Source organism: Streptomyces griseorubiginosus (genome assembly GCF_001514195.1).
Lineage (GTDB): Bacteria > Actinomycetota > Actinomycetes > Streptomycetales > Streptomycetaceae > Streptomyces > Streptomyces griseorubiginosus.
Map to the genome: position 1 here is coordinate 341023 of NZ_KQ948735.1, position 18729 is coordinate 359751.

Below are 18729 nucleotides of genomic sequence, written 5' to 3' on the forward strand. Positions count from 1 at the left end.
CCAGACTACCAGCGGCCCCGCACGTGGCCCAAACCGGTCGCCGGTCCCCGCCCGTGGGACCATGGAGGCTACGTATCGATCCGACCCGAGACCGCAGACACTGCGGACGCCTCAAGAATCAGGACCCTGCGTGCCCGCGATCCCCAGCCACGTGCCCGAGCCGAGCCGTACCGACCCGGCTCTGATCCGCAACTTCTGCATCATCGCGCACATCGACCACGGCAAGTCCACGCTCGCCGACCGGATGCTCCAGCTGACCGGTGTGGTCGAGCAGCGCCAGATGCGCGCTCAGTACCTCGACCGCATGGACATCGAGCGCGAACGCGGAATCACGATCAAGTCGCAGGCGGTGCGTCTGCCGTGGGCTCCGACCCACGACAAGGACAGCACGCACATCCTCAACATGATCGACACCCCCGGGCACGTCGACTTCACCTACGAGGTCTCGCGGTCGCTCGCCGCCTGTGAGGGCACCGTCCTCCTCGTCGACGCCGCCCAGGGCATCGAGGCCCAGACCCTCGCCAACCTGTACCTGGCGATGGAGAACGACCTCACGATCATCCCCGTGCTGAACAAGATCGACCTGCCGGCCGCGCAGCCCGAGAAGTTCGCCGAGGAGCTCGCGAACCTCGTCGGCTGCGACCCGTCCGACGTCCTCAAGGTCTCCGCCAAGACCGGGCTCGGTGTCGACGCGCTCCTCGACCGGGTCGTCAAGGACGTCCCGGCCCCGGTCGGTGTCGCCGACGCCCCCGCCCGCGCGATGATCTTCGACTCGGTCTACGACTCCTACCGCGGTGTCGTGACGTACGTCCGTGTCATCGACGGTCAGCTCAACAAGCGCGAGCGCATCAAGATGATGTCGACCGGCGCCACCCACGAGCTGCTGGAGATCGGCACCAACTCGCCCGAGATGCTGGGCGCCGACGGTCTCGGAGTCGGTGAGGTGGGCTACCTCATCACCGGTGTGAAGGACGTCCGCCAGTCCAAGGTCGGTGACACCGTCACCAGCCAGCAGAAGGGGGCCACGGAAGCCCTGGGCGGGTACAAGGACCCCAAGCCCATGGTCTTCTCCGGCCTGTATCCGCTGGACGGCTCCGACTACCCCGAGCTGCGCGAGGCCCTGGACAAGCTCCAGCTCAACGACGCCGCCCTCGTCTACGAGCCGGAGACCTCCGCGGCCCTCGGCTTCGGCTTCCGTGTCGGCTTCCTCGGCCTGCTGCACCTCGACGTGATCCGTGAGCGCCTGGAGCGCGAGTTCGGGCTCGACCTGATCGCGACCGCGCCCAACGTGGTCTACCGGGTCGTGATGGAGGACGGCACCGAGCACACCGTCACCAACCCGAGCGAGTTCCCCGAGGGCAAGATCAACGAGGTGTACGAGCCCGTCGTACGCGCCACGATCCTCGCCCCGACCGAGTTCATCGGCTCGATCATGGAGCTGTGCCAGACCCGGCGCGGCACCCTGCTCGGCATGGACTACCTCTCCGAGGACCGCGTCGAGATCCGCTACACGCTGCCGCTCGCGGAGATCGTCTTCGACTTCTTCGACCAGTTGAAGTCCAAGACGCGCGGTTACGCCTCGCTGGACTACGAGCCCACCGGTGAGCAGACGTCGTCCCTGGTCAAGGTCGACATCCTGCTGCACGGCGACAAGGTCGACGCCTTCTCCGCGATCACCCACAAGGACGCGGCCTACGCCTACGGAGTGCGGCTCGTCGCCAAGCTGCGCGAGCTCATCCCACGGCAGGCCTTCGAGGTGCCGATCCAGGCCGCCATCGGCTCCCGGGTCATCGCCCGCGAGACCATCCGCGCCATCCGCAAGGACGTCCTCGCCAAGTGCTACGGCGGTGACATCTCCCGTAAGCGGAAGCTGCTGGAGAAGCAGAAGGAAGGCAAGAAGCGGATGAAGATGGTGGGTTCCGTGGAGGTTCCGCAGGAGGCCTTCATCGCCGTCCTCTCCAGCGATGACAGCGCGGGATCGGGCAAGGGCAAGAAGTAACCGCGGGTTACACCCGGTTACGGGCCGAATCGGATGGAAAGGGGTCCGTCGTGCGAAAGTGCGGCGGGCCCCTACGCGTGCGTAACGTCGCGCTCTGTAGGAAGTGACAGGCCGCCGCCCCTTACGAACGGGTCGGCCGCGCTTTACTCTGATCTCTGCTCGATAGTTACTCGCGAGTTAAACAACAGCCGCAACCAGAGCCAGCCGCCGCACTGTCGCGGGCCCCGGAGGATGTCGTGAGCGACACACAGACACTGATCGAGAACCGTCCGCCGAGTGTGGCGAGCCTCTTCCTGGAGCGCGTGGCGAGCACACCGGAAGCCGAGGCGTACCGCTACCCGGTGCCGGCGGCCTCGGGCGAGGGCCCGGACGAGTGGAAGTCGCTCAGCTGGGCGCAGGCCGCGGAGCGGGTGCACGCCATCGCCGCCGGACTGATCGAGCTGGGGGTGCAGCCCGAGCAGCGGGTCGCCCTCGCCTCCTCGACCCGGCTCGACTGGATCCTCGCGGACCTCGGCATCATGTGCGCCGGCGCCGCCACGACCACGATCTACCCGCAGACCAACGCCGACGAGTCGGCGTTCATCCTCTCCGACTCCGAGAGCCGGGTGCTGATCGCGGAGGACGCGGCGCAGCTCGCCAAGGCGGTCGAGAAGCGCGGTGAGCTGCCCGCGCTGACGAACGTCGTGGTGATCGACTCCGCCGGTGTCGAGACCAGCGACTTCGTCCTCACCCTGGCCGAGCTGGAGGCCCGGGGCACCGCCCGCCTGGAGAAGGACCCCGACCTGATCAAGGAGCGGGTCGGCGCGATCACCAAGGACCAGCTCGCGACCCTGATCTACACCTCCGGCACCACGGGCCGTCCCAAGGGCGTACGGCTGCCGCACGACAACTGGTCCTACATGGCGAAGGCGATCGCCGCGACCGGACTGGTCGGCCCCGAGGACGTGCAGTACCTGTGGCTGCCCCTCGCCCATGTCTTCGGCAAGGTGCTCACCTCCGGGCAGATCGAGGTCGGTCACGTCACCGCCGTCGACGGCCGAGTCGACAAGATCATCGAGAACCTCCCGGTCGTCAAGCCGACCTACATGGCCGCCGTGCCGCGCATCTTCGAGAAGGTCTACAACGGGGTCGCCGCGAAGGCCCGTGCGGGCGGTGGCGCCAAGTACAAGATCTTCCAGTGGGCCGCCGAGGTGGGGCGCGCCTACGCCAAGGAGAGCCAGGACAACTTCCGGCGGACCGGGGTCGCCTCCGCGTCCTTCGGGCTGAGCGCCAAGCACAAGGTCGCCGACGCGCTGGTCTTCGCGAAGATCCGGGAGGCGTTCGGCGGGAACCTGCGGGCCTGTGTCTCCGGGTCCGCCGCGCTCGCCCCGGAGATCGGCTACTTCTTCTCCGGCGCCGGCATCCACATCCTCGAGGGCTACGGCCTCACGGAGTCCTCGGCGGCCTCCTTCGTCAACCCGGGCGAGGCCTACCGCACCGGCACGGTCGGCAAGCCGCTGCCCGGCACGGAGGTCCGCATCGCCGACGACGGGGAGATCCTGCTGCGCGGCCCCGGGATCATGGAGGGCTACCACGGGCTGCCCGAGAAGACGGCGGAGGTGCTGGAGGCCGACGGGTGGTTCCACACCGGGGACATCGGCGAGCTGTCGCCCGACGGGTACCTGCGGATCACCGACCGCAAGAAGGACCTCATCAAGACGTCCGGCGGCAAGTACATCGCGCCCGCCGAGGTCGAGGGACAGTTCAAGGCGGTGTGCCCGTACGTGTCCAACATCCTCGTGCACGGGGCGGACCGGAACTTCTGCACCGCGCTCATCGCGCTGGACGAGGTGTCGATCCTGGAGTGGGCCAAGGAGAACGGGCTCGAAGGGAAGTCGTACGCGGAGGTCGTCGCCGCGCCCGTGACCGTGTCCATGGTCGAGGGGTATGTGAAGCAGCTCAACGAGGGGCTTCAGCGGTGGCAGACGATCAAGAAGTTCCGGTTGCTGCCGCGGGATCTGGATGTGGAGCACGGGGAGATCACGCCGAGTCTGAAGCTGAAGCGGCCTGTTGTTGAGCGGGAGTACAAGGCGCTGATCGAGGAGATGTACGCGGGGTCTCGGGAGGCCTAGCGCGTGAGCGGAGGGGTGGCGGGGGCTGCTTGGCGGCTTGCGGTCCGTTGTGGCTTGTCGCGCAGTTCCCCGCGCCCCTAAAGGAACAATCTCACCGCTTCTCCAGGAGGTGCCGGAGTTCCTTCACCTGGGTGCGCTGAGCCTCCGTCAATTCGTCCTCCAGGGACGCCAGTCGCTTGCTCACCTCCTCGTAGTCCGACCGCTGCCGGGCCAGTAGCCGCTCCAGCTGCTGGTTCTTGCGGTGCAGGTCCAGGAAGACGGTGACCTTCGCTCGTAGCACCCAGGGGTCGAACGGCTTGGTCAGGTAGTCCGCCGCGCCGGTCGCGTAGCCGCGGAAGGCGTAGCCGGAGTCGTCCTCCGCTCCCGTCAGGAAGATGATCGGGACGTCCTTCGTCTGGTCCAGGCGCTTGATGTTGGCGGCGGTCTCGAAGCCGTCCATGCCCGGCATCCGCACGTCCAGGAGGACCAGGGCGAACCGGCGGCGGAGCAGGGCCTTCATCGCCTCCTCTCCCGAACGGGCGCGTACCAGTGGTTCGTTGAGGGACCCGAGGACCGCCTCCAGCGCTGTCAGGTTGTCCTCCATGTCGTCGACCAGGAGGATGCCGGCACCGTCGTCGGTCGTTGCCTCAGTGCTCATGTGACTGCCTCATTCAGTCGTCGGTGGGCCGGACCACGGCTTCCTCGGCGTCGGTCCGCTCCTCCGTCTCCGTGCCCTCGGGGTCGAGGAGGGCGCAGACGACGGTCAGGAGCTGGTCGACGTCCACCGGCTTCGGTACGTAGTCGTTGGCGCCGCGCGCGATGGACTTCTCGCGGTCCCCGGGCATCGCCTTCGCGGTGAGCGCGACGATGGGCAGTCCGGCCCAGCGGGCGGTGCGGCGGATGGCGGCGATGGTCTCGTAGCCGTCCATCTCCGGCATCATGATGTCCATCAGGACGAGTTCGACGTCCGGGTTGCGCTCCAGGGTCTCGATGCCCTCGCGGCCGTTCTCCGCGTACAGCACCGGCATGCCGACCCGGCCCAGCACATGGGTGAGCGCGAAGACGTTGCGGATGTCGTCGTCCACGATCAACACCCTTCGCCCGGACAGCACTTGGCCCGCCCGTCCGGTCTGCCACGCCTCCAGCCTGGTGGGCGCGGGCCAGGAGTCCTCGGCGTCGTGGGCGGTCGGGTAGGGCTCGCCGGCCAGGTCGTCGGGGTCGGGCAGGGCGCGGTCCTCGGCGGTCGGGCCGGTGGCCGAGTGCCCGGGGCTGACCACCGGGACGTAGAGCGTGAAGGTGGAGCCCTTGCCGGGTTCGCTCTCTGCGACGATACGACCGCCCAGCAGACCCGCGATCTCGCGGCTGATGGAGAGGCCGAGCCCGGTCCCGCCGTACTTGCGGTTGGTGGTGCCGTCGGCCTGCTGGAACGCCTCGAAGATCACCGGGAGTTTCTCCCGCGCGATGCCGATGCCGGTGTCGGACACCGCGAACGCGATGACGTCGTCGCTGTCGCGGACGTACCGGTGCTCGGGGTCCTTGATGCGGTTGACCCGCAGCTCGACCCGGCCGCTGGCGGTGAACTTGATCGCGTTGGAGAGCAGGTTGCGCAGGATCTGCTGGAGGCGCTGCTCGTCGGAGTACATCTCGCGCGGTACGGCCTCGCCGACCGCCACCTCGAAGGCGAGCCCCCGGTCCAGGGTGAGCGGGCGGAAGGTGGCGTGGACGTAGTCGAGCAGCTTGATGAGCGGCAGCTTCTTCGGGCGTACGTCCATCCGGCCGGCCTCGATCTTCGACAGGTCGAGGATGTCGTTGATCAGTTGGAGGAGGTCGCTGCCCGACCGGTGGATCGTCGTCGCGAACTGCACCTCCTGGTCGGAGAGATGGCCGTCCGGGTTGTCGGAGAGCAGCCTGGCCAGGATCAGCAGGGAGTTCAGCGGGGTGCGCAGTTCATGGGACATGTTCGCCAGGAACTCCGACTTGTACTGCGAGGAGGTGGCCAACAGGGCGGCCTTGTCCTCCAGTTCGGCGTTCGAGCGCTGCAACTCCGCCTGCTGCATCTGGAGTTCGTCGGAGCGCTCCTGGAGCTGCATCGCCAGGCGCTGGGACTCGCCGAGCAGGGACTCGGTGCGGGAGTTGGCGATGATGGTGTTGATGGCCACGCCGATGGTGTTCACGAACTGGTCGAAGAACGCCAGGTGGACGTCGGAGAAGCGGGAGAAGGAGGCGAGTTCGATGACGCCCAGGAGCTTGTCCTCGAAGAGGATCGGGATGATGACGACACTGCTCGGGGCGGCCTCGCCCAGCCCGCTGTTGATCTTGATGTAGTCCGGCGGGGCCTCCTCCACCAGGATCCGCTTCTTCTCACGGGCCGCCTGCCGGACCAGACCGTGCACCGGCATGCCCCCGGTGTCGACGGTCGCGCCCTGCGCCGAGCCGTAGCCCGCGATGAACGCCAGTCCCTTCGCGGGAACGGTGGTGCGCAGCGAGGACCCGTCCTCGTCCGGGTCCGCGAGGAAGAAGGCGCCGTACTGCGCGTTCACCAGCGGGGTCAGCTCGCGCAGGATCAGGTCGGCGACCTCCATCAGGTCCCGGTGGCCCTGCATCAGGGCGGCCAGACGCGCGAGGTTGGACTCCAGCCAGTCCTTGGCGCGGGTCGTCTCGCGCAGGTTGGCCACCATCAGGTTGATGTTGTCCTTCAGCTCGGCGACCTCGCCGCGTGCCTCCACCGTGATCGAGCGGGACATGTCGCCCTGGGCCACCGCGGAGGCCACCTCGGCGATCGCGCGGACCTGGGTGGTCAGGTTGGAGGCGAGTTCGTTCACGTTGGTCGTCAGGCGCTTCCAGGTGCCGTACACGCCCTCGACCCGTGCCTGGCCACCGAGTTGGCCCTCGGAGCCGACCTCGCGGGCCACGCGGGTCACCTCGGAGGAGAACGAGGAGAGCGTGTCGACCATGGTGTTGATGGCGGTCTTCAGCTCCAGGATCTCGCCGCGCGCGTCCACGTCGATCTTCTTGGAGAGGTCGCCGTTGGCCACGGCGGTGGTCACCTGGGCGATGTTGCGGACCTGCGAAGTGAGGTTGTCCGCCATGTAGTTGACGTTGTCCGTCAGGTCCCGCCAGACGCCGGAGACGCCCAGCACCTGGGCGCGGCCGCCGAGTCGGCCGTCGGTGCCGACCTCGCGGGCCACGCGGGTCACCTCGTCGGCGAAGGCGCGCAGTTGCTCCACCATCGTGTTGACGGTGTCCTTCAGTTCGAGGATCTCGCCGCGCGCGTCGACGGTGATCTTCTTGGAGAGGTCGCCGTTGGCCACGGCCGTGGTCACCTGGGCGATGTTCCGCACCTGTGACGTCAGGTTCAGGGCCATGAAGTTGACGTTGTCGGTGAGGTCCTTCCAGACGCCCGAGACGCCCCGCACCTGCGCCTGGCCGCCGAGGTTTCCCTCGGTGCCGACTTCGCGGGCGACGCGGGTGACCTCGTCGGCGAAGGCGGAGAGCTGGTCGACCATGGTGTTGATGGTCGACTTCAGCTCCAGGATCTCGCCCTTCGCCTCCACGGTGATCTTCTTGCCGAGGTCGCCCTGGGCGACGGCGGTCGACACCAGGGCGATGTTGCGGACCTGCGAAGTGAGGTTGTCGGCCATGAAGTTGACGTTGTCGGTGAGGTCCTTCCAGACGCCCGACACACCCCGCACCTGGGCCCGGCCGCCGAGGTTTCCCTCGGTGCCGACTTCGCGGGCGACGCGGGTGACCTCGTCGGCGAAGGCGGAGAGCTGGTCGACCATGGTGTTGATCGTCGACTTCAGCTCCAGGATCTCGCCCTGGGCGTCCACGGTGATCTTCTGGGACAGGTCGCCGTTGGCCACCGCGGTGGTGACCTGGGCGATGTTCCGGACCTGGGACGTCAGGTTCGAGGCCATGAAGTTGACGTTGTCCGTGAGGTCCTTCCAGACCCCGGAGACGCCCCGCACCTGGGCCCGGCCGCCCAACTGCCCCTCGGTGCCCACCTCGCGGGCGACACGGGTGACCTCGTCGGCGAAAGCGGAGAGCTGGTCGACCATCGTGTTCACGGTCAGCTTCAGTTCGAGCAGCTCGCCGGTCGCCTCGACGGTGACCGTGCGGGTCAGGTCGCCGCGGGCCACCGCCGTGGTCACCAGGGCGATGTCCCGGACCTGGGCGGTCAGCCGGGACGCCATGGTGTTGACCGCCTCGGTCACGTCCCGCCAACTGCCCGACAGGCCGGTCACCTTGGCCCTGCCGCCCAGCCGGCCCTCGGTGCCCACCTCTCGGGCCACCCGGGTCACCTCGCCGGTGAACAGGGAGAGCTGGTCGACCATCTTGTTCACGGCCCGGCCGAGCCGCCGCAGATCACCGCGCAGTTGGCGGTTGCCGTCGTGCAGGTCCACGCGCTGGGTCAGATCGCCACCGGCGACCGCGTCCAGGACCCGGGTCGCGTTGGCGGCCGGGGCCACCAGGGCGTCGAGCAGCTGGTTCACGTCGTTGACCCGGGAGGTCCAGGTGCCCTGCCCGGGGCTGGGGGAGAGCCGCTCGTCGAGCCGGCCGTGCCGCACCAGCTCGCGCTTCACCCGGTTGACCTCACCGGTGAAGTGGATGTTGCGGTCGACGAGTTGATTGAAGACGGCCGTCAGTTCGGCCACGATCCCGTCGCCGGACTCCGGCATCCGGCGGAAGTCGCCGTCCCGGGCAGCGGTCATTGCGGCGAGCAGAGGGCGCAGGTCCGATGCTCGAATCCAGGCTTCTTTCTGTCCTTCTTCGAACACAGGCGTACCACTGTTCTCACTCATGGCGGCCCACTTCGGTAACTCGGCGCTTATGGGCTGGGCCAGTCTGTCACTCTGTCCGCATTCAGAGGCGCAATCGTCCGAACTGCCCGGGGAGACGGACATGGGGGCCATTCCTGCGCAACGGGAATCCGTTGCCCATGGGGCCGACACGCACGCGCTCGCTCCGGTGCGGGTCCGTGCCACCTTCCCCGGCACCCCGCTCACTCCGGGCGCGGCCCGGGCGCTGTTACGGGCCACGCTGAGCGAATGGGCCGAACTGGCCCTGCCCGGAACCGAGTTCCTGACTCCCCGGCAGTCGGACGACGCGGTGGTGGTCGTCAGCGAGCTGGTCACCAACGCCGTCGTGCACGCCGGTACCGAAGTCGAACTGGACGGCCGGCTGGAGGCGCACACCGGTGCCCTCGTCATCGAGGTCCTCGACCACCACCCCTCGCGTGCCCCACGTGACGGCGACACCGAGACGCCCTACGGCATACCGGAGTACGGGCGGGGGCTCCGCCTGGTCGCCGCGCTCGCGGAGTCCTGGGGCATCACGTATCGCACGGGCGCCAAGACGGTGTGGGCGCGACTGCCGGCCGGGGGCAAGGAGGCGCTGGAGGGGATCCAGGCGTATGCGGGGGAGTACGGGGAGGGGAACGGGGGCGGGGACGGGGACGGAGACGTGGACGGGTATGAGCGGGGGCTGCCGGGCTCGGATTCGCCCCCTGGCCTGCCCGGGCTTCTGGCGCCCGCCCCACAGCCGCGCGCCCGCGTGGAACAGGACCGCGACTGGCTCAACCGCGGAGCGCTCTCCTTCCTGGCCGAGGCGTCCGATCTGCTCGCCGGGCAGCTGGACGAGAACCTCGTCGCCGCGCTCGCCGGTCAGCTGATCGTGCCGCGGCTGGCCGACTGGTGTGCGGTGTGGTTGGAGGACGAGGTGGCGGGCCGGTGGGGCTCTCCCCGCCCGGGTGAGGCCGAGGGGGGTGGCGGGGGCCGGGGCGACAGCGGTGCTTCCGGGCCCCGTCTGGCCCGGGTCTGGCACGCCAGCGAGACGCGTATCGAGGAGCTGCGGCGGGCGCTGGAGAAGGAGCCACCGCAGTTGCACGGCGGCCCGGACGGCACGGGGCCCGTCCCGTTCCCCTGGCCGACAGAGGCCCTGGGCGCGGCCGGATCCGGGTCCGGGCATGAGCACGGCTCCGACACCGGTTCCGGGCCCGGTTCCGAGGCCAATTCTGGGTCCGGTTCCGAGGCCGGCGCGGCCTCCGGCTTGGAGTACGGCTCCGCCTCCGGCGCCGAGCGCGGTTCCGGCTCCGGGTCCGCCTCCACTCCGGCCACCGGCCCCGGCTCCGGTCACGGCCCTGGCTCCGGTCACGGCCCCGGCCACAGCTCCGATGGTGACTTCGCACCCGCCCCTGGCCGCCGACCCGCCCCTGGCCACCAACCCGCCCCCGGCCACCAACCCGCCCCCGGCCACCAACCCCTCCCCGCCACCCCACCCGGCTCCGCCCTCGCCTACCGTCTGACCGCCGGGGGTCGTCCCCTCGGGACGCTCGTCATCGGGCGGGCCGGAGTGGGGTCCCTTCCCGACGAGATCACCGGGCTCGTCGAGGACCTCAGTCGTCGGGTCGCGCTCGCCATCGGGGCCGCCCGGCAGTACGCGCGCCAGGCCACCATCAGCGCTGTGCTGCAGCGCGGGCTGCTGCCGGGCGCCGTCGCCGAGATACCCGGCGTGCGGAGCGCCCTCGTGTACGAGCCGTGCGACAAGGGCGGGCCCAGCGGCGACTTCTACGACCTCTTCCCGGCCGGCGACGGCCGCTGGTGCTTCGCCGTCGGTGACGTGCAGGGCAAGGGCCCCGAGGCCGCCGTGGTGATCGGCCTGGCCCGCCCCTGGCTCCGGCTGCTGGCCCGCGAGGGCTACCGCGTCGCCGACGTCCTGGACCGCCTCAACCAGCTGCTCCTCGACGACGCGACGGAGGCCGCGGACGCGGCGGCGCGGGCACTGGCCTCCGCCGGCGGACGCCCCCCGCACCCCGGCGACGGCCCGCAGACCCGCTTCCTGTCCCTCCTCTACGGCGAGCTGGTGCCCTTCGAGGGCGGAGTGCGCTGCACCCTCGCCTCCGCGGGACACCCGCTCCCGCTGCTGCTCGGGGCACGGGGCGAGGTCCGTACGGTCGCCCGCCCGCAGACCCTGCTCGGGGTCGTCGAGGACGAGACGTACACCAGCGAGACCTTCGAGCTGCGGCCCGGCGACAGCCTGCTGTGCGTCACCGACGGGGTGACCGAGCGGCGCAGCGGCAGCCGGCAGTTCGACGACGAGGACGGGCTCGCCGAGGCGCTCGCGGGGTGCGCCGGGCTGGACGCCGAGCTGATCGCAGAGCGGATCAAACGGCTGGTCCACGAGTTCGGGGCCCGGCCGCCCGAGGACGACCTGGCGCTGCTGGTCCTCCAGGCGGAGTAGCTCCGCGCCCGGGTGCTGGACAATGGAGGACATGCCCTCCGCACTCCCCGACGGCGAACCCGTCCCCGACGACGGCTCGCTCCCCGCGTCCGCGCTCCCCGGTTCCGCCGACCGTCCCCTCGGCTTCTACCTGCACGTCCCGTACTGCGCGACCCGCTGCGGCTACTGCGACTTCAACACCTACACGGCGACCGAGCTGCGCGGCACGGGCGGGGTGCTGGCCTCCCGGGACAACTACGCGGAGACCCTGATCGACGAGATCCGGCTGGCCCGGAAGGTGCTCGGCGACGACCCGCGGCCGGTGCGCACGGTGTTCGTCGGGGGCGGTACGCCGACGCTGCTGGCCGCCGGGGACCTCGTACGGATGCTCGCGGCGATCCGTGACGAGTTCGGTCTCGCCGAGGACGCCGAGGTCACCACCGAGGCGAACCCGGAGTCCGTCGACCCGGCGTACCTGGCCGCGCTGCGCGAGGGCGGCTTCAACCGGATCTCCTTCGGGATGCAGAGCGCCCGGCAGCACGTACTGAAGGTGCTGGACCGCACGCACACCCCGGGTCGGCCCGAGGCGTGCGTGGCGGAGGCCCGGGCGGCGGGGTTCGACCACGTCAACCTCGACCTGATCTACGGCACCCCGGGCGAGTCCGACGACGACTGGCGGGCGTCCCTGGAGGCGGCGCTCGGAGCCGGGCCCGACCACGTGTCGGCGTACGCGCTGATCGTCGAGGAAGGCACCCAGCTGGCCCGGCGCATCCGTCGGGGCGAGGTGCCGATGACCGACGACGACGTGCACGCGGACCGGTATCTGATCGCTGACTCGGTGCTGGCGGAGGCGGGGTTCGACTGGTACGAGGTCTCCAACTGGGCCACCTCGGAGGCGGCCCGCTGTCTGCACAACGAGCTGTACTGGCGGGGCGCCGACTGGTGGGGCGCGGGCCCCGGAGCGCACTCGCACGTGGGCGGGGTGCGGTGGTGGAACGTGAAGCACCCGGGGGCGTACGCGGCGGCGCTGGCTGCGGGGAAGTCGCCGGGGGCGGGGCGTGAGCTGCTCTCGGACGAGGACCGGCGGGTGGAGCGGATCCTGCTGGAGCTGCGGTTGCGGGAGGGGGTGCCGCTCGCTCTCCTGCGCGAGGAGGGGTTCGCCGCGTCGAAGCGGTCACTCGAAGAGGGGCTGCTTGAGCGAGTGCCTTTTGAGCAGGGGCGGGCTGTGTTGACGCTGCGGGGGCGGTTGCTGGCGGATGCGGTGGTGCGGGACCTGGTGGACTGAGCGCCTAAGGGGGTGGGGGCTGCGTCGTCGGGCGGCTGCGGGTTTGTTCGTGGCTTGTCGCGCAGTTCCCCGCGCCCCTGAGTAGGTTGCGGCTGCCATCAGTGACACGCCGACCTGGCTGCAACCACCCAAGGGACGCGGGGAACTGCGCGACCAGCCCCCCACCGGCCCGCAGACGCACGACCACCCGCTTGCTCACGGCGCCGTGACGAAATCGATCAGCTCTTCCACTCTGCCCAACAACTCCGGCTCCAGGTCCCTGTAAGAGCCCACCCGCTTCAGGATCGCCTGCCACACCGCGCCCGTGTTGTCCGACGGCCAGCCCAGTGCCTTGCACACGCCCGTTTTCCAGTCCTGGCCGTGGGGGACGCGGGGCCACGCCTCGATGCCCAGGGACGACGGCTTCACCGCCTCCCAGATGTCGATGTACGGGTGGCCCACGACCAGGGCGTGTTCGCTGGTGACCGATGCGGCGATACGGGACTCCTTGCTGCCCGGCACCAGGTGGTCCACCAGGACGCCCAGCCGTGCGTCCGGGCCGGGTGCGAACTCGGACACGATCGCGGGGAGGTCGTCCACGCCCTCCAGGTACTCCACGACCACGCCCTCGATGCGCAGGTCGTCGCCCCAGACCTTCTCGACCAGTTCCGCGTCATGGCGGCCCTCGACGTAGATACGGCCGGCGCGGGCCACGCGTGCGCGTGCGCCGGGCACGGCCACCGAGCCGGACGCGGTGCGGGACGGTCGTACGGGAGCCGCCGCCGAGGGTCTCACCAGGGTCACCACCCGGCCCTCCAGCAGGAAGCCGCGGGGCTCCAGCGGGAACACCCGGTGCTTGCCGAAGCGGTCCTCCAGGGTCACCGTGCCGGCCTCGCAGCGGATCACCGCGCCGCAGAAGCCGGTGCCGGGCTCCTCGACCACCAGGCCGGGCTCGGCCGGGATCTCCGGTACCGGCTTCGGCTTCTTCCACGGAGGGGTCAGGTCGGCGGAGTACTGGCGCATTCGGATGACGATAGGAGAAGCTCGCCCCGGGCTAACGCGACACGCCGAAGCTTCCCGCCAGGGCGTCCCGCTGGCGTCGTACGAACTCCGCGTCCACCACCGCTCCGTGACCGGGCACGTACAGTGCGTCCTCGCCGCCCAGGTCGAGGAGGCGGTCCAGGGCCGCGGGCCACTGCCGGGGTACGGCGTCCGGGCCCGCCTGGGGTTCGCCGGACTCCTCGACCAGGTCGCCGCAGAAGACCACCTCCGGGGAGCCGGGGACGAGGACGGCGAGGTCGTGGGCCGTGTGCCCGGGGCCGACGTTCGCCAGCAGGACCTGGCGGCCGTCGCCCAGGTCGAGTGTCCACTCGCCGGAGACGTGATGCCGGGGGGAGGCCAGGGCGTCCACCGCCTCGTCGGCCGCCGCCGGCTCCAGGCCGTTGCGGACCGCGTCCGCCCGCAGTTCCGCGCGGCCGAGGCGTCCCGTCAGCACCGTCTCCACGCCCACCGCGCCGAACACCTCCGCCCCCGCGAACGCCGCAGCCCCGAAGACATGGTCGAAGTGGGGGTGGGTCAGCGCGAGATGGGTCACACGGTGGCCGGCCAGTTCCTCCGCCTCGGCACGCAGCCGTGCGCCCTCGGCGCGGTCGGCGCCCGCGTCGATCAGGAGGGCCGTGCCCGCGCCGATCACCAGGCCCGCCGTACAGTCCCAGCGGGGCAGCCGGCACCGCCCGACCCCGGTCGCGACCCGCTCCCACCCGAGCTCTTCCCAAGTCACCGTCATACCGCGACGCTAACGGCAGGAACCCGCCCCACGGGACCGACCTTGCCCTGGGAGCACCCCACCGCCGTACACTGGGCCGGGGAGCGCTGGCACTCGGACGGACAGAGTGCCAGGCGAGGTACCGAGGGAACGCATTCTGGAGGTGTGCGCGATGCTGAGTGAACGCAGGCTCCAGGTGTTGCGCGCCATCGTCCAGGACTACGTCGGCACCGAGGAGCCGGTCGGGTCGAAGGCCCTGACCGAGCGGCACAACCTCGGAGTCTCCCCGGCGACCGTCCGCAACGACATGGCGGCCCTGGAGGACGAGGGGTTCATCGCCCAGCCGCACACCAGTGCCGGGCGCATCCCCACCGACAAGGGCTACCGGCTGTTCGTCGACAAGCTGGCGGGCGTCAAGCCGATGACCGCCCCGGAGCGGCGCGCCATCCAGAACTTCCTCGACGGCGCCGTGGACCTCGACGACGTCGTGGCCCGGACCGTGCGGCTGCTCGCGCAGCTCACCCGGCAGGTCGCCGTCGTGCAGTACCCCTCCCTCACCCGGTCCACCGTCCGGCACGTCGAACTGCTCTCGCTCGCGCCCGCCCGTCTGATGCTCGTGCTGATCACGGACACCGGCCGGGTCGAGCAGCGGCTGGTCGACTGCCCGGCGCCGTTCGGAGAGGCCTCGCTGGCCGATCTGCGGGCCCGGCTCAACAGCCGGGTCGCGGGGCGGCGGTTCGCCGATGTGCCCCGACTGGTCGAGGACCTGCCCGAGGGCTTCGACGTCGAGGATCGGGGTACGGTCGCGACAGTGCTCTCCACTCTCCTGGAGACACTCGTCGAGGAGAACGAGGAGCGGCTGATGATCGGCGGCACAGCCAATCTCACCCGCTTCGGACATGACTTTCCCCTCACCATCCGGCCCGTCCTGGAGGCACTGGAGGAACAGGTCGTCCTCCTCAAACTCCTTGGAGAGGCCGGGGATTCGGGCATGACCGTGCGTATCGGTCACGAGAACGCCTACGAGGGACTCAACTCCACTTCCGTGGTGTCGGTCGGCTACGGTTCGGGCGGCGAGGCAGTCGCCAAGCTCGGCGTGGTCGGACCGACCCGCATGGATTACCCGGGAACGATGGGAGCGGTACGCGCAGTGGCACGGTACGTCGGACAGATCCTGGCGGAGTCGTAAGTGGCCACGGACTACTACGCCGTTCTCGGCGTGCGCCGCGACGCGTCGCAGGATGAGATCAAGAAGGCGTTCCGCCGGCTCGCACGCGAGCTGCACCCGGACGTCAACCCGGATCCGAAGACCCAGGAGCGGTTCAAGGAGATCAACGCCGCTTACGAGGTGCTGTCGGACCCGCAGAAGAAGCAGGTCTACGACCTCGGCGGCGACCCGCTCTCGCAGGCCGGCGGCGGAGGCGCGGGCGGCTTCGGGGCCGGTGGGTTCGGGAACTTCTCGGACATCATGGACGCGTTCTTCGGTACGGCCTCGCAGCGGGGTCCGCGTTCGCGCACCCGGCGCGGCCAGGACGCGATGATCCGGCTGGAGATCGAGCTCGACGAGGCGGCCTTCGGCACCACGAAGGACATCCAGGTCGACACGGCGATCGTCTGCACCACGTGCAGTGGTGAGGGCGCCGCGCCGGGTACCTCCGCGCAGACCTGTGACATGTGCCGCGGTCGCGGTGAGGTGTCGCAGGTGACGCGGTCCTTCCTGGGCCAGGTCATGACGTCCCGTCCCTGCCCGCAGTGCCAGGGCTTCGGCACCGTCGTCCCGACCCCGTGCCCGGAGTGCGCCGGCGACGGCCGGGTCCGCTCGCGCCGCACCCTCACCGTGAAGATCCCGGCGGGTGTGGACAACGGCACGCGGATCCAGCTCGCGGGCGAGGGCGAGGTCGGTCCCGGTGGCGGTCCCGCCGGTGACCTCTACGTCGAGATCCACGAGCTGCCGCACTCGCAGTTCCAGCGGCGCGGTGACGACCTGCACTGCACGGTCACGCTCCCGATGACGGCGGCGTCGCTCGGCACGAAGGTGCCGCTGGAGACGCTGGACGGCATGGAGGAGGTCGACATCCGGCCCGGCACCCAGTCCGGCCAGTCGATCCCGCTGCACAGCCGGGGCGTCACGCACCTGCGCGGCGGCGGCCGGGGCGACCTCATCGTCCACGTCGAGGTCCAGACCCCGACGAAGCTGGACCCGGAACAGGAACGACTGCTCCGCGAGCTGGCCAAGCTGCGCGGCGAGGAACGGCCTACGGGGCAGTTCCAGCCGGGGCAGCAGGGGCTGTTCTCGCGGTTGAAGGACGCGTTCAACGGGCGTACTTGAGCTGTGGGAGGACGACTGCCGGGGGTCCGGGGGTCGTCCCCCGGGCAGACACGGTCAGCCGGGGCAGCAGGGGCTGTTCTCGCGGCTGAAGGACGCGTTCAACGGGCGTACCTGAGCCTGCTGAAGGGCCTGTGCTCGGCCGTATCTGAGCCTGGTTCCTGGTCCGTGCCGTTGGCCCATGCCAACGGGGCGGCCGGATTCGGACTTGTTCGGAGGACGTGACAACATGCCGTCATGTCCTCCGCACTGACCGATCTCTTCCCTCATCCGATCGTGCAGGCCCCCATGGCGGGCGGCGTCTCCGTGCCGCAGCTCGCCGCCGCCGTGTCCGAGGCGGGCGGGCTCGGATTCCTGGCCGCCGGGTACAAGACGGCCGACGGGATGTACCAGGAGATCAAGCAGCTGCGCGGCCTCACGGGGCGGCCCTTCGGCGTCAACCTCTTCATGCCGCAGCCGGAGTACGCGGACCCGGCCGCCGTAGAGGTCTACGCCCACCAGCTGGCCGGCGAGGCCGGCTGGTACGACACCGAGCTAGGCGACCCCGACAGCGGACGGGACGACGGCTACGACGCCAAGCTCGCCGTCCTCCTCGACAACCCGGTCCCCGTGGCCTCCTTCCACTTCGGCATCCCGAGCGCCGAGACCCTGGAGTCCCTGCGCCGGGCCGGCATCTTCACCCTCGTCACCGCGACCACCCCCGAAGAGGCCCTCGCCGTCCAGTACGCGGGCGCCGACGCCGTGATAGCCCAGGGCGTGGAGGCCGGCGGCCACCAGGGCACCCACCGGGACATCCCCGAGCAGGACGGCTCCGGACTCGGCCTGCTCTCCCTCGTCGCGCAGATCCGCGAGACCGTGACCCTCCCGATCGTCGCCGCCGGCGGCATCATGCGGGGCAGCCAGATCGCCGCCGTCCTCGCCGCGGGCGCGTGCGCGGCCCAGCTCGGCACGGCGTTCCTCGCCACCCACGAGTCCGGCGCCCCCGACGTGCACAAGCAGGCGCTGACCAACCCGCTCTTCGTCCGCACCGAGCTGACCCGCGCCTTCTCCGGCCGCCCCGCCCGGGGCCTGGTCAACCGGTTCCTGCGCGAGCACGGCCCCTACGCGCCCGCCGCCTACCCCGAGGTCCACCACCTCACCGCGCCGCTGCGGAAGGCCGCCGCCAAGGCGAAGGACGCCCAGGGCATGGCACTGTGGGCGGGACAGGGCCACCGCATGGCCCGCGACCTGCCCGCGGGACAGCTGGTGGAGCTCCTCGCGGCCGAACTCGCGGACGCTCGGACAGCGTTGTCGGCCAAGGGAGGACTGCGATGACCGCGCCCGTATTCGTCGTCGACCACTTCGACGCGGGAGGCGGCGGACACTACGTCCTCGACGGCCCCGAAGGCCGGCACGCCGTCTCGGTGAAGCGGCTCCAGCCCGGCGAGGACGTCATCCTCACCGACGGGACCGGTCGGTGGGCCGACTGCGTGGTGCTCGCCGCCGAGGGCAAGGACCGGCTGGTCGTCCAGCTGGACTCGGTGTCCGAGGAGCCGCAGCCCCAGCCCCGCATCACCGTCGTCCAGGCCCTCCCCAAGGGCGACCGCGGTGAACTCGCCGTGGAGACCATGACCGAGGTCGGCGTCGACGCCGTCGTGCCGTGGCAGGCGGCCCGTTGCATCACCCAGTGGCGGGGCGAGAGGGGCCTGAAGGCGCTCGCCAAGTGGCGGGCCACCGCCCGCGAGGCCGGCAAGCAGTCCCGCCGGGTCCGCTTCCCCGAGGTCGCGGACGCGGCGAGCACCAAGCAGGTTGCCGCACTTCTCGCCAAAGCGGACTTCGCCGCGGTGCTCCACTCCGACTTCGATCGCGGCAGCGAGCCGCTGGCCACCGCCGAACTGCCAGACGAGGGCGAGATCGTGCTGGTCGTCGGCCCCGAAGGCGGCGTCGCCAAGGACGAGTTGGCGCTCTTCGAGGAGGCCGGCGCGCGGCCCTATGTCCTCGGGCCGACCGTGCTGCGCACCTCGACCGCCGGGACCGCGGCGACCGCCCTGCTCCTCGGCCGCACCGGCCGCTGGTCCTGACCTCCTG

Annotated in this window: 12 protein-coding genes; 8 read left to right on the top strand and 4 right to left on the bottom strand. The window is 70.5% G+C overall.

Annotated features, from left to right (window positions below):
• The first annotated feature begins 130 nt into the window (after window positions 1-130).
• Window positions 131-1999, top strand: coding sequence for a translation elongation factor 4 (gene lepA, locus AQJ54_RS08080; RefSeq protein WP_062027670.1), 1869 nt, complete (start codon window positions 131-133; stop codon window positions 1997-1999).
• Window positions 2000-2235: 236 nt separating this feature from the next.
• Complete coding sequence (locus tag AQJ54_RS08085; protein WP_062235474.1) at window positions 2236-4110, top strand: AMP-dependent synthetase/ligase; 1875 nt, start codon at window positions 2236-2238, stop codon at window positions 4108-4110.
• A 91-nt stretch (window positions 4111-4201) separates the two neighbouring features.
• Here AQJ54_RS08085 and AQJ54_RS08090 read toward each other — a convergent pair whose 3' ends face one another.
• Both AQJ54_RS08090 and AQJ54_RS08095 read right to left on the bottom strand, forming a co-directional pair.
• Window positions 4202-4747 (bottom strand): response regulator, encoded by a 546-nt coding sequence (locus AQJ54_RS08090; RefSeq protein WP_062235477.1) that lies wholly within the window; start codon window positions 4745-4747, stop codon window positions 4202-4204.
• A 13-nt stretch (window positions 4748-4760) separates the two neighbouring features.
• On the bottom strand, window positions 4761-8891 hold the full coding sequence (locus AQJ54_RS08095; RefSeq protein ID WP_211278507.1) for a HAMP domain-containing protein: 4131 nt from the start codon (window positions 8889-8891) through the stop codon (window positions 4761-4763).
• A gap of 100 nt (window positions 8892-8991) precedes the next feature.
• On the opposite strand from AQJ54_RS08095, the gene AQJ54_RS08100 reads away from it, so the two are divergent.
• Window positions 8992-11328 (top strand): ATP-binding SpoIIE family protein phosphatase, encoded by a 2337-nt coding sequence (locus AQJ54_RS08100; RefSeq protein ID WP_062235484.1) that lies wholly within the window; start codon window positions 8992-8994, stop codon window positions 11326-11328.
• A 31-nt stretch (window positions 11329-11359) separates the two neighbouring features.
• Window positions 11360-12592: a radical SAM family heme chaperone HemW gene (gene hemW, locus AQJ54_RS08105; RefSeq protein WP_062237025.1), complete on the top strand. Its 1233-nt coding sequence runs from the start codon at window positions 11360-11362 to the stop codon at window positions 12590-12592.
• A gap of 195 nt (window positions 12593-12787) precedes the next feature.
• Here the strand turns inward: hemW and AQJ54_RS08110 are convergent, their stop codons facing one another.
• Together AQJ54_RS08110 and AQJ54_RS08115 are read right to left on the bottom strand one after the other, a co-directional pair.
• On the bottom strand, window positions 12788-13594 hold the full coding sequence (locus tag AQJ54_RS08110; protein ID WP_062235487.1) for a DUF3097 domain-containing protein: 807 nt from the start codon (window positions 13592-13594) through the stop codon (window positions 12788-12790).
• Between the two features lie 31 nt (window positions 13595-13625).
• Window positions 13626-14357 carry an MBL fold metallo-hydrolase gene (locus tag AQJ54_RS08115; protein ID WP_062235490.1) on the bottom strand — a complete coding sequence of 244 codons (732 nt, stop codon included), beginning with the start codon at window positions 14355-14357 and terminating at the stop codon, window positions 13626-13628.
• A 151-nt stretch (window positions 14358-14508) separates the two neighbouring features.
• On the opposite strand from AQJ54_RS08115, the gene hrcA reads away from it, so the two are divergent.
• The 4 genes from hrcA to AQJ54_RS08135 all read left to right on the top strand — a co-directional run bounded on the left by hrcA (window position 14509) and on the right by AQJ54_RS08135 (window position 18722).
• Window positions 14509-15525, top strand: a complete 1017-nt coding sequence (gene hrcA, locus AQJ54_RS08120; protein ID WP_020136235.1) for a heat-inducible transcriptional repressor HrcA — start codon at window positions 14509-14511, stop codon at window positions 15523-15525.
• A complete protein-coding gene (gene dnaJ, locus AQJ54_RS08125) occupies window positions 15526-16665 on the top strand; it encodes a molecular chaperone DnaJ (protein WP_007381949.1) in 1140 nt (379 codons plus the stop codon). It abuts the gene before it with no gap.
• Window positions 16666-16899: 234 nt separating this feature from the next.
• A complete protein-coding gene (locus tag AQJ54_RS08130) occupies window positions 16900-17976 on the top strand; it encodes a nitronate monooxygenase (protein WP_062027684.1) in 1077 nt (358 codons plus the stop codon).
• Window positions 17973-18722, top strand: a complete 750-nt coding sequence (locus tag AQJ54_RS08135; protein ID WP_062027686.1) for a 16S rRNA (uracil(1498)-N(3))-methyltransferase — start codon at window positions 17973-17975, stop codon at window positions 18720-18722. The genes AQJ54_RS08130 and AQJ54_RS08135 overlap by 4 nt, the downstream gene beginning before the upstream one ends.
• The last annotated feature ends 7 nt before the right edge of the window (window positions 18723-18729 follow it).

Coding starts and splice junctions, on each gene's coding strand:
- AQJ54_RS08100 (WP_062235484.1), top strand. CDS start 8,992: ATGGGGGCCATTCCTGCGCAACGGGAATCCGTTGCCCATGGGGCCGAC.
- AQJ54_RS08095 (WP_211278507.1), bottom strand. CDS start 8,891: ATGAGTGAGAACAGTGGTACGCCTGTGTTCGAAGAAGGACAGAAAGAA.
- AQJ54_RS08110 (WP_062235487.1), bottom strand. CDS start 13,594: ATGCGCCAGTACTCCGCCGACCTGACCCCTCCGTGGAAGAAGCCGAAG.
- AQJ54_RS08090 (WP_062235477.1), bottom strand. CDS start 4,747: ATGAGCACTGAGGCAACGACCGACGACGGTGCCGGCATCCTCCTGGTC.
- hrcA (WP_020136235.1), top strand. CDS start 14,509: ATGCTGAGTGAACGCAGGCTCCAGGTGTTGCGCGCCATCGTCCAGGAC.
- AQJ54_RS08130 (WP_062027684.1), top strand. CDS start 16,900: ATGTCCTCCGCACTGACCGATCTCTTCCCTCATCCGATCGTGCAGGCC.
- AQJ54_RS08115 (WP_062235490.1), bottom strand. CDS start 14,357: ATGACGGTGACTTGGGAAGAGCTCGGGTGGGAGCGGGTCGCGACCGGG.
- hemW (WP_062237025.1), top strand. CDS start 11,360: ATGCCCTCCGCACTCCCCGACGGCGAACCCGTCCCCGACGACGGCTCG.
- AQJ54_RS08135 (WP_062027686.1), top strand. CDS start 17,973: ATGACCGCGCCCGTATTCGTCGTCGACCACTTCGACGCGGGAGGCGGC.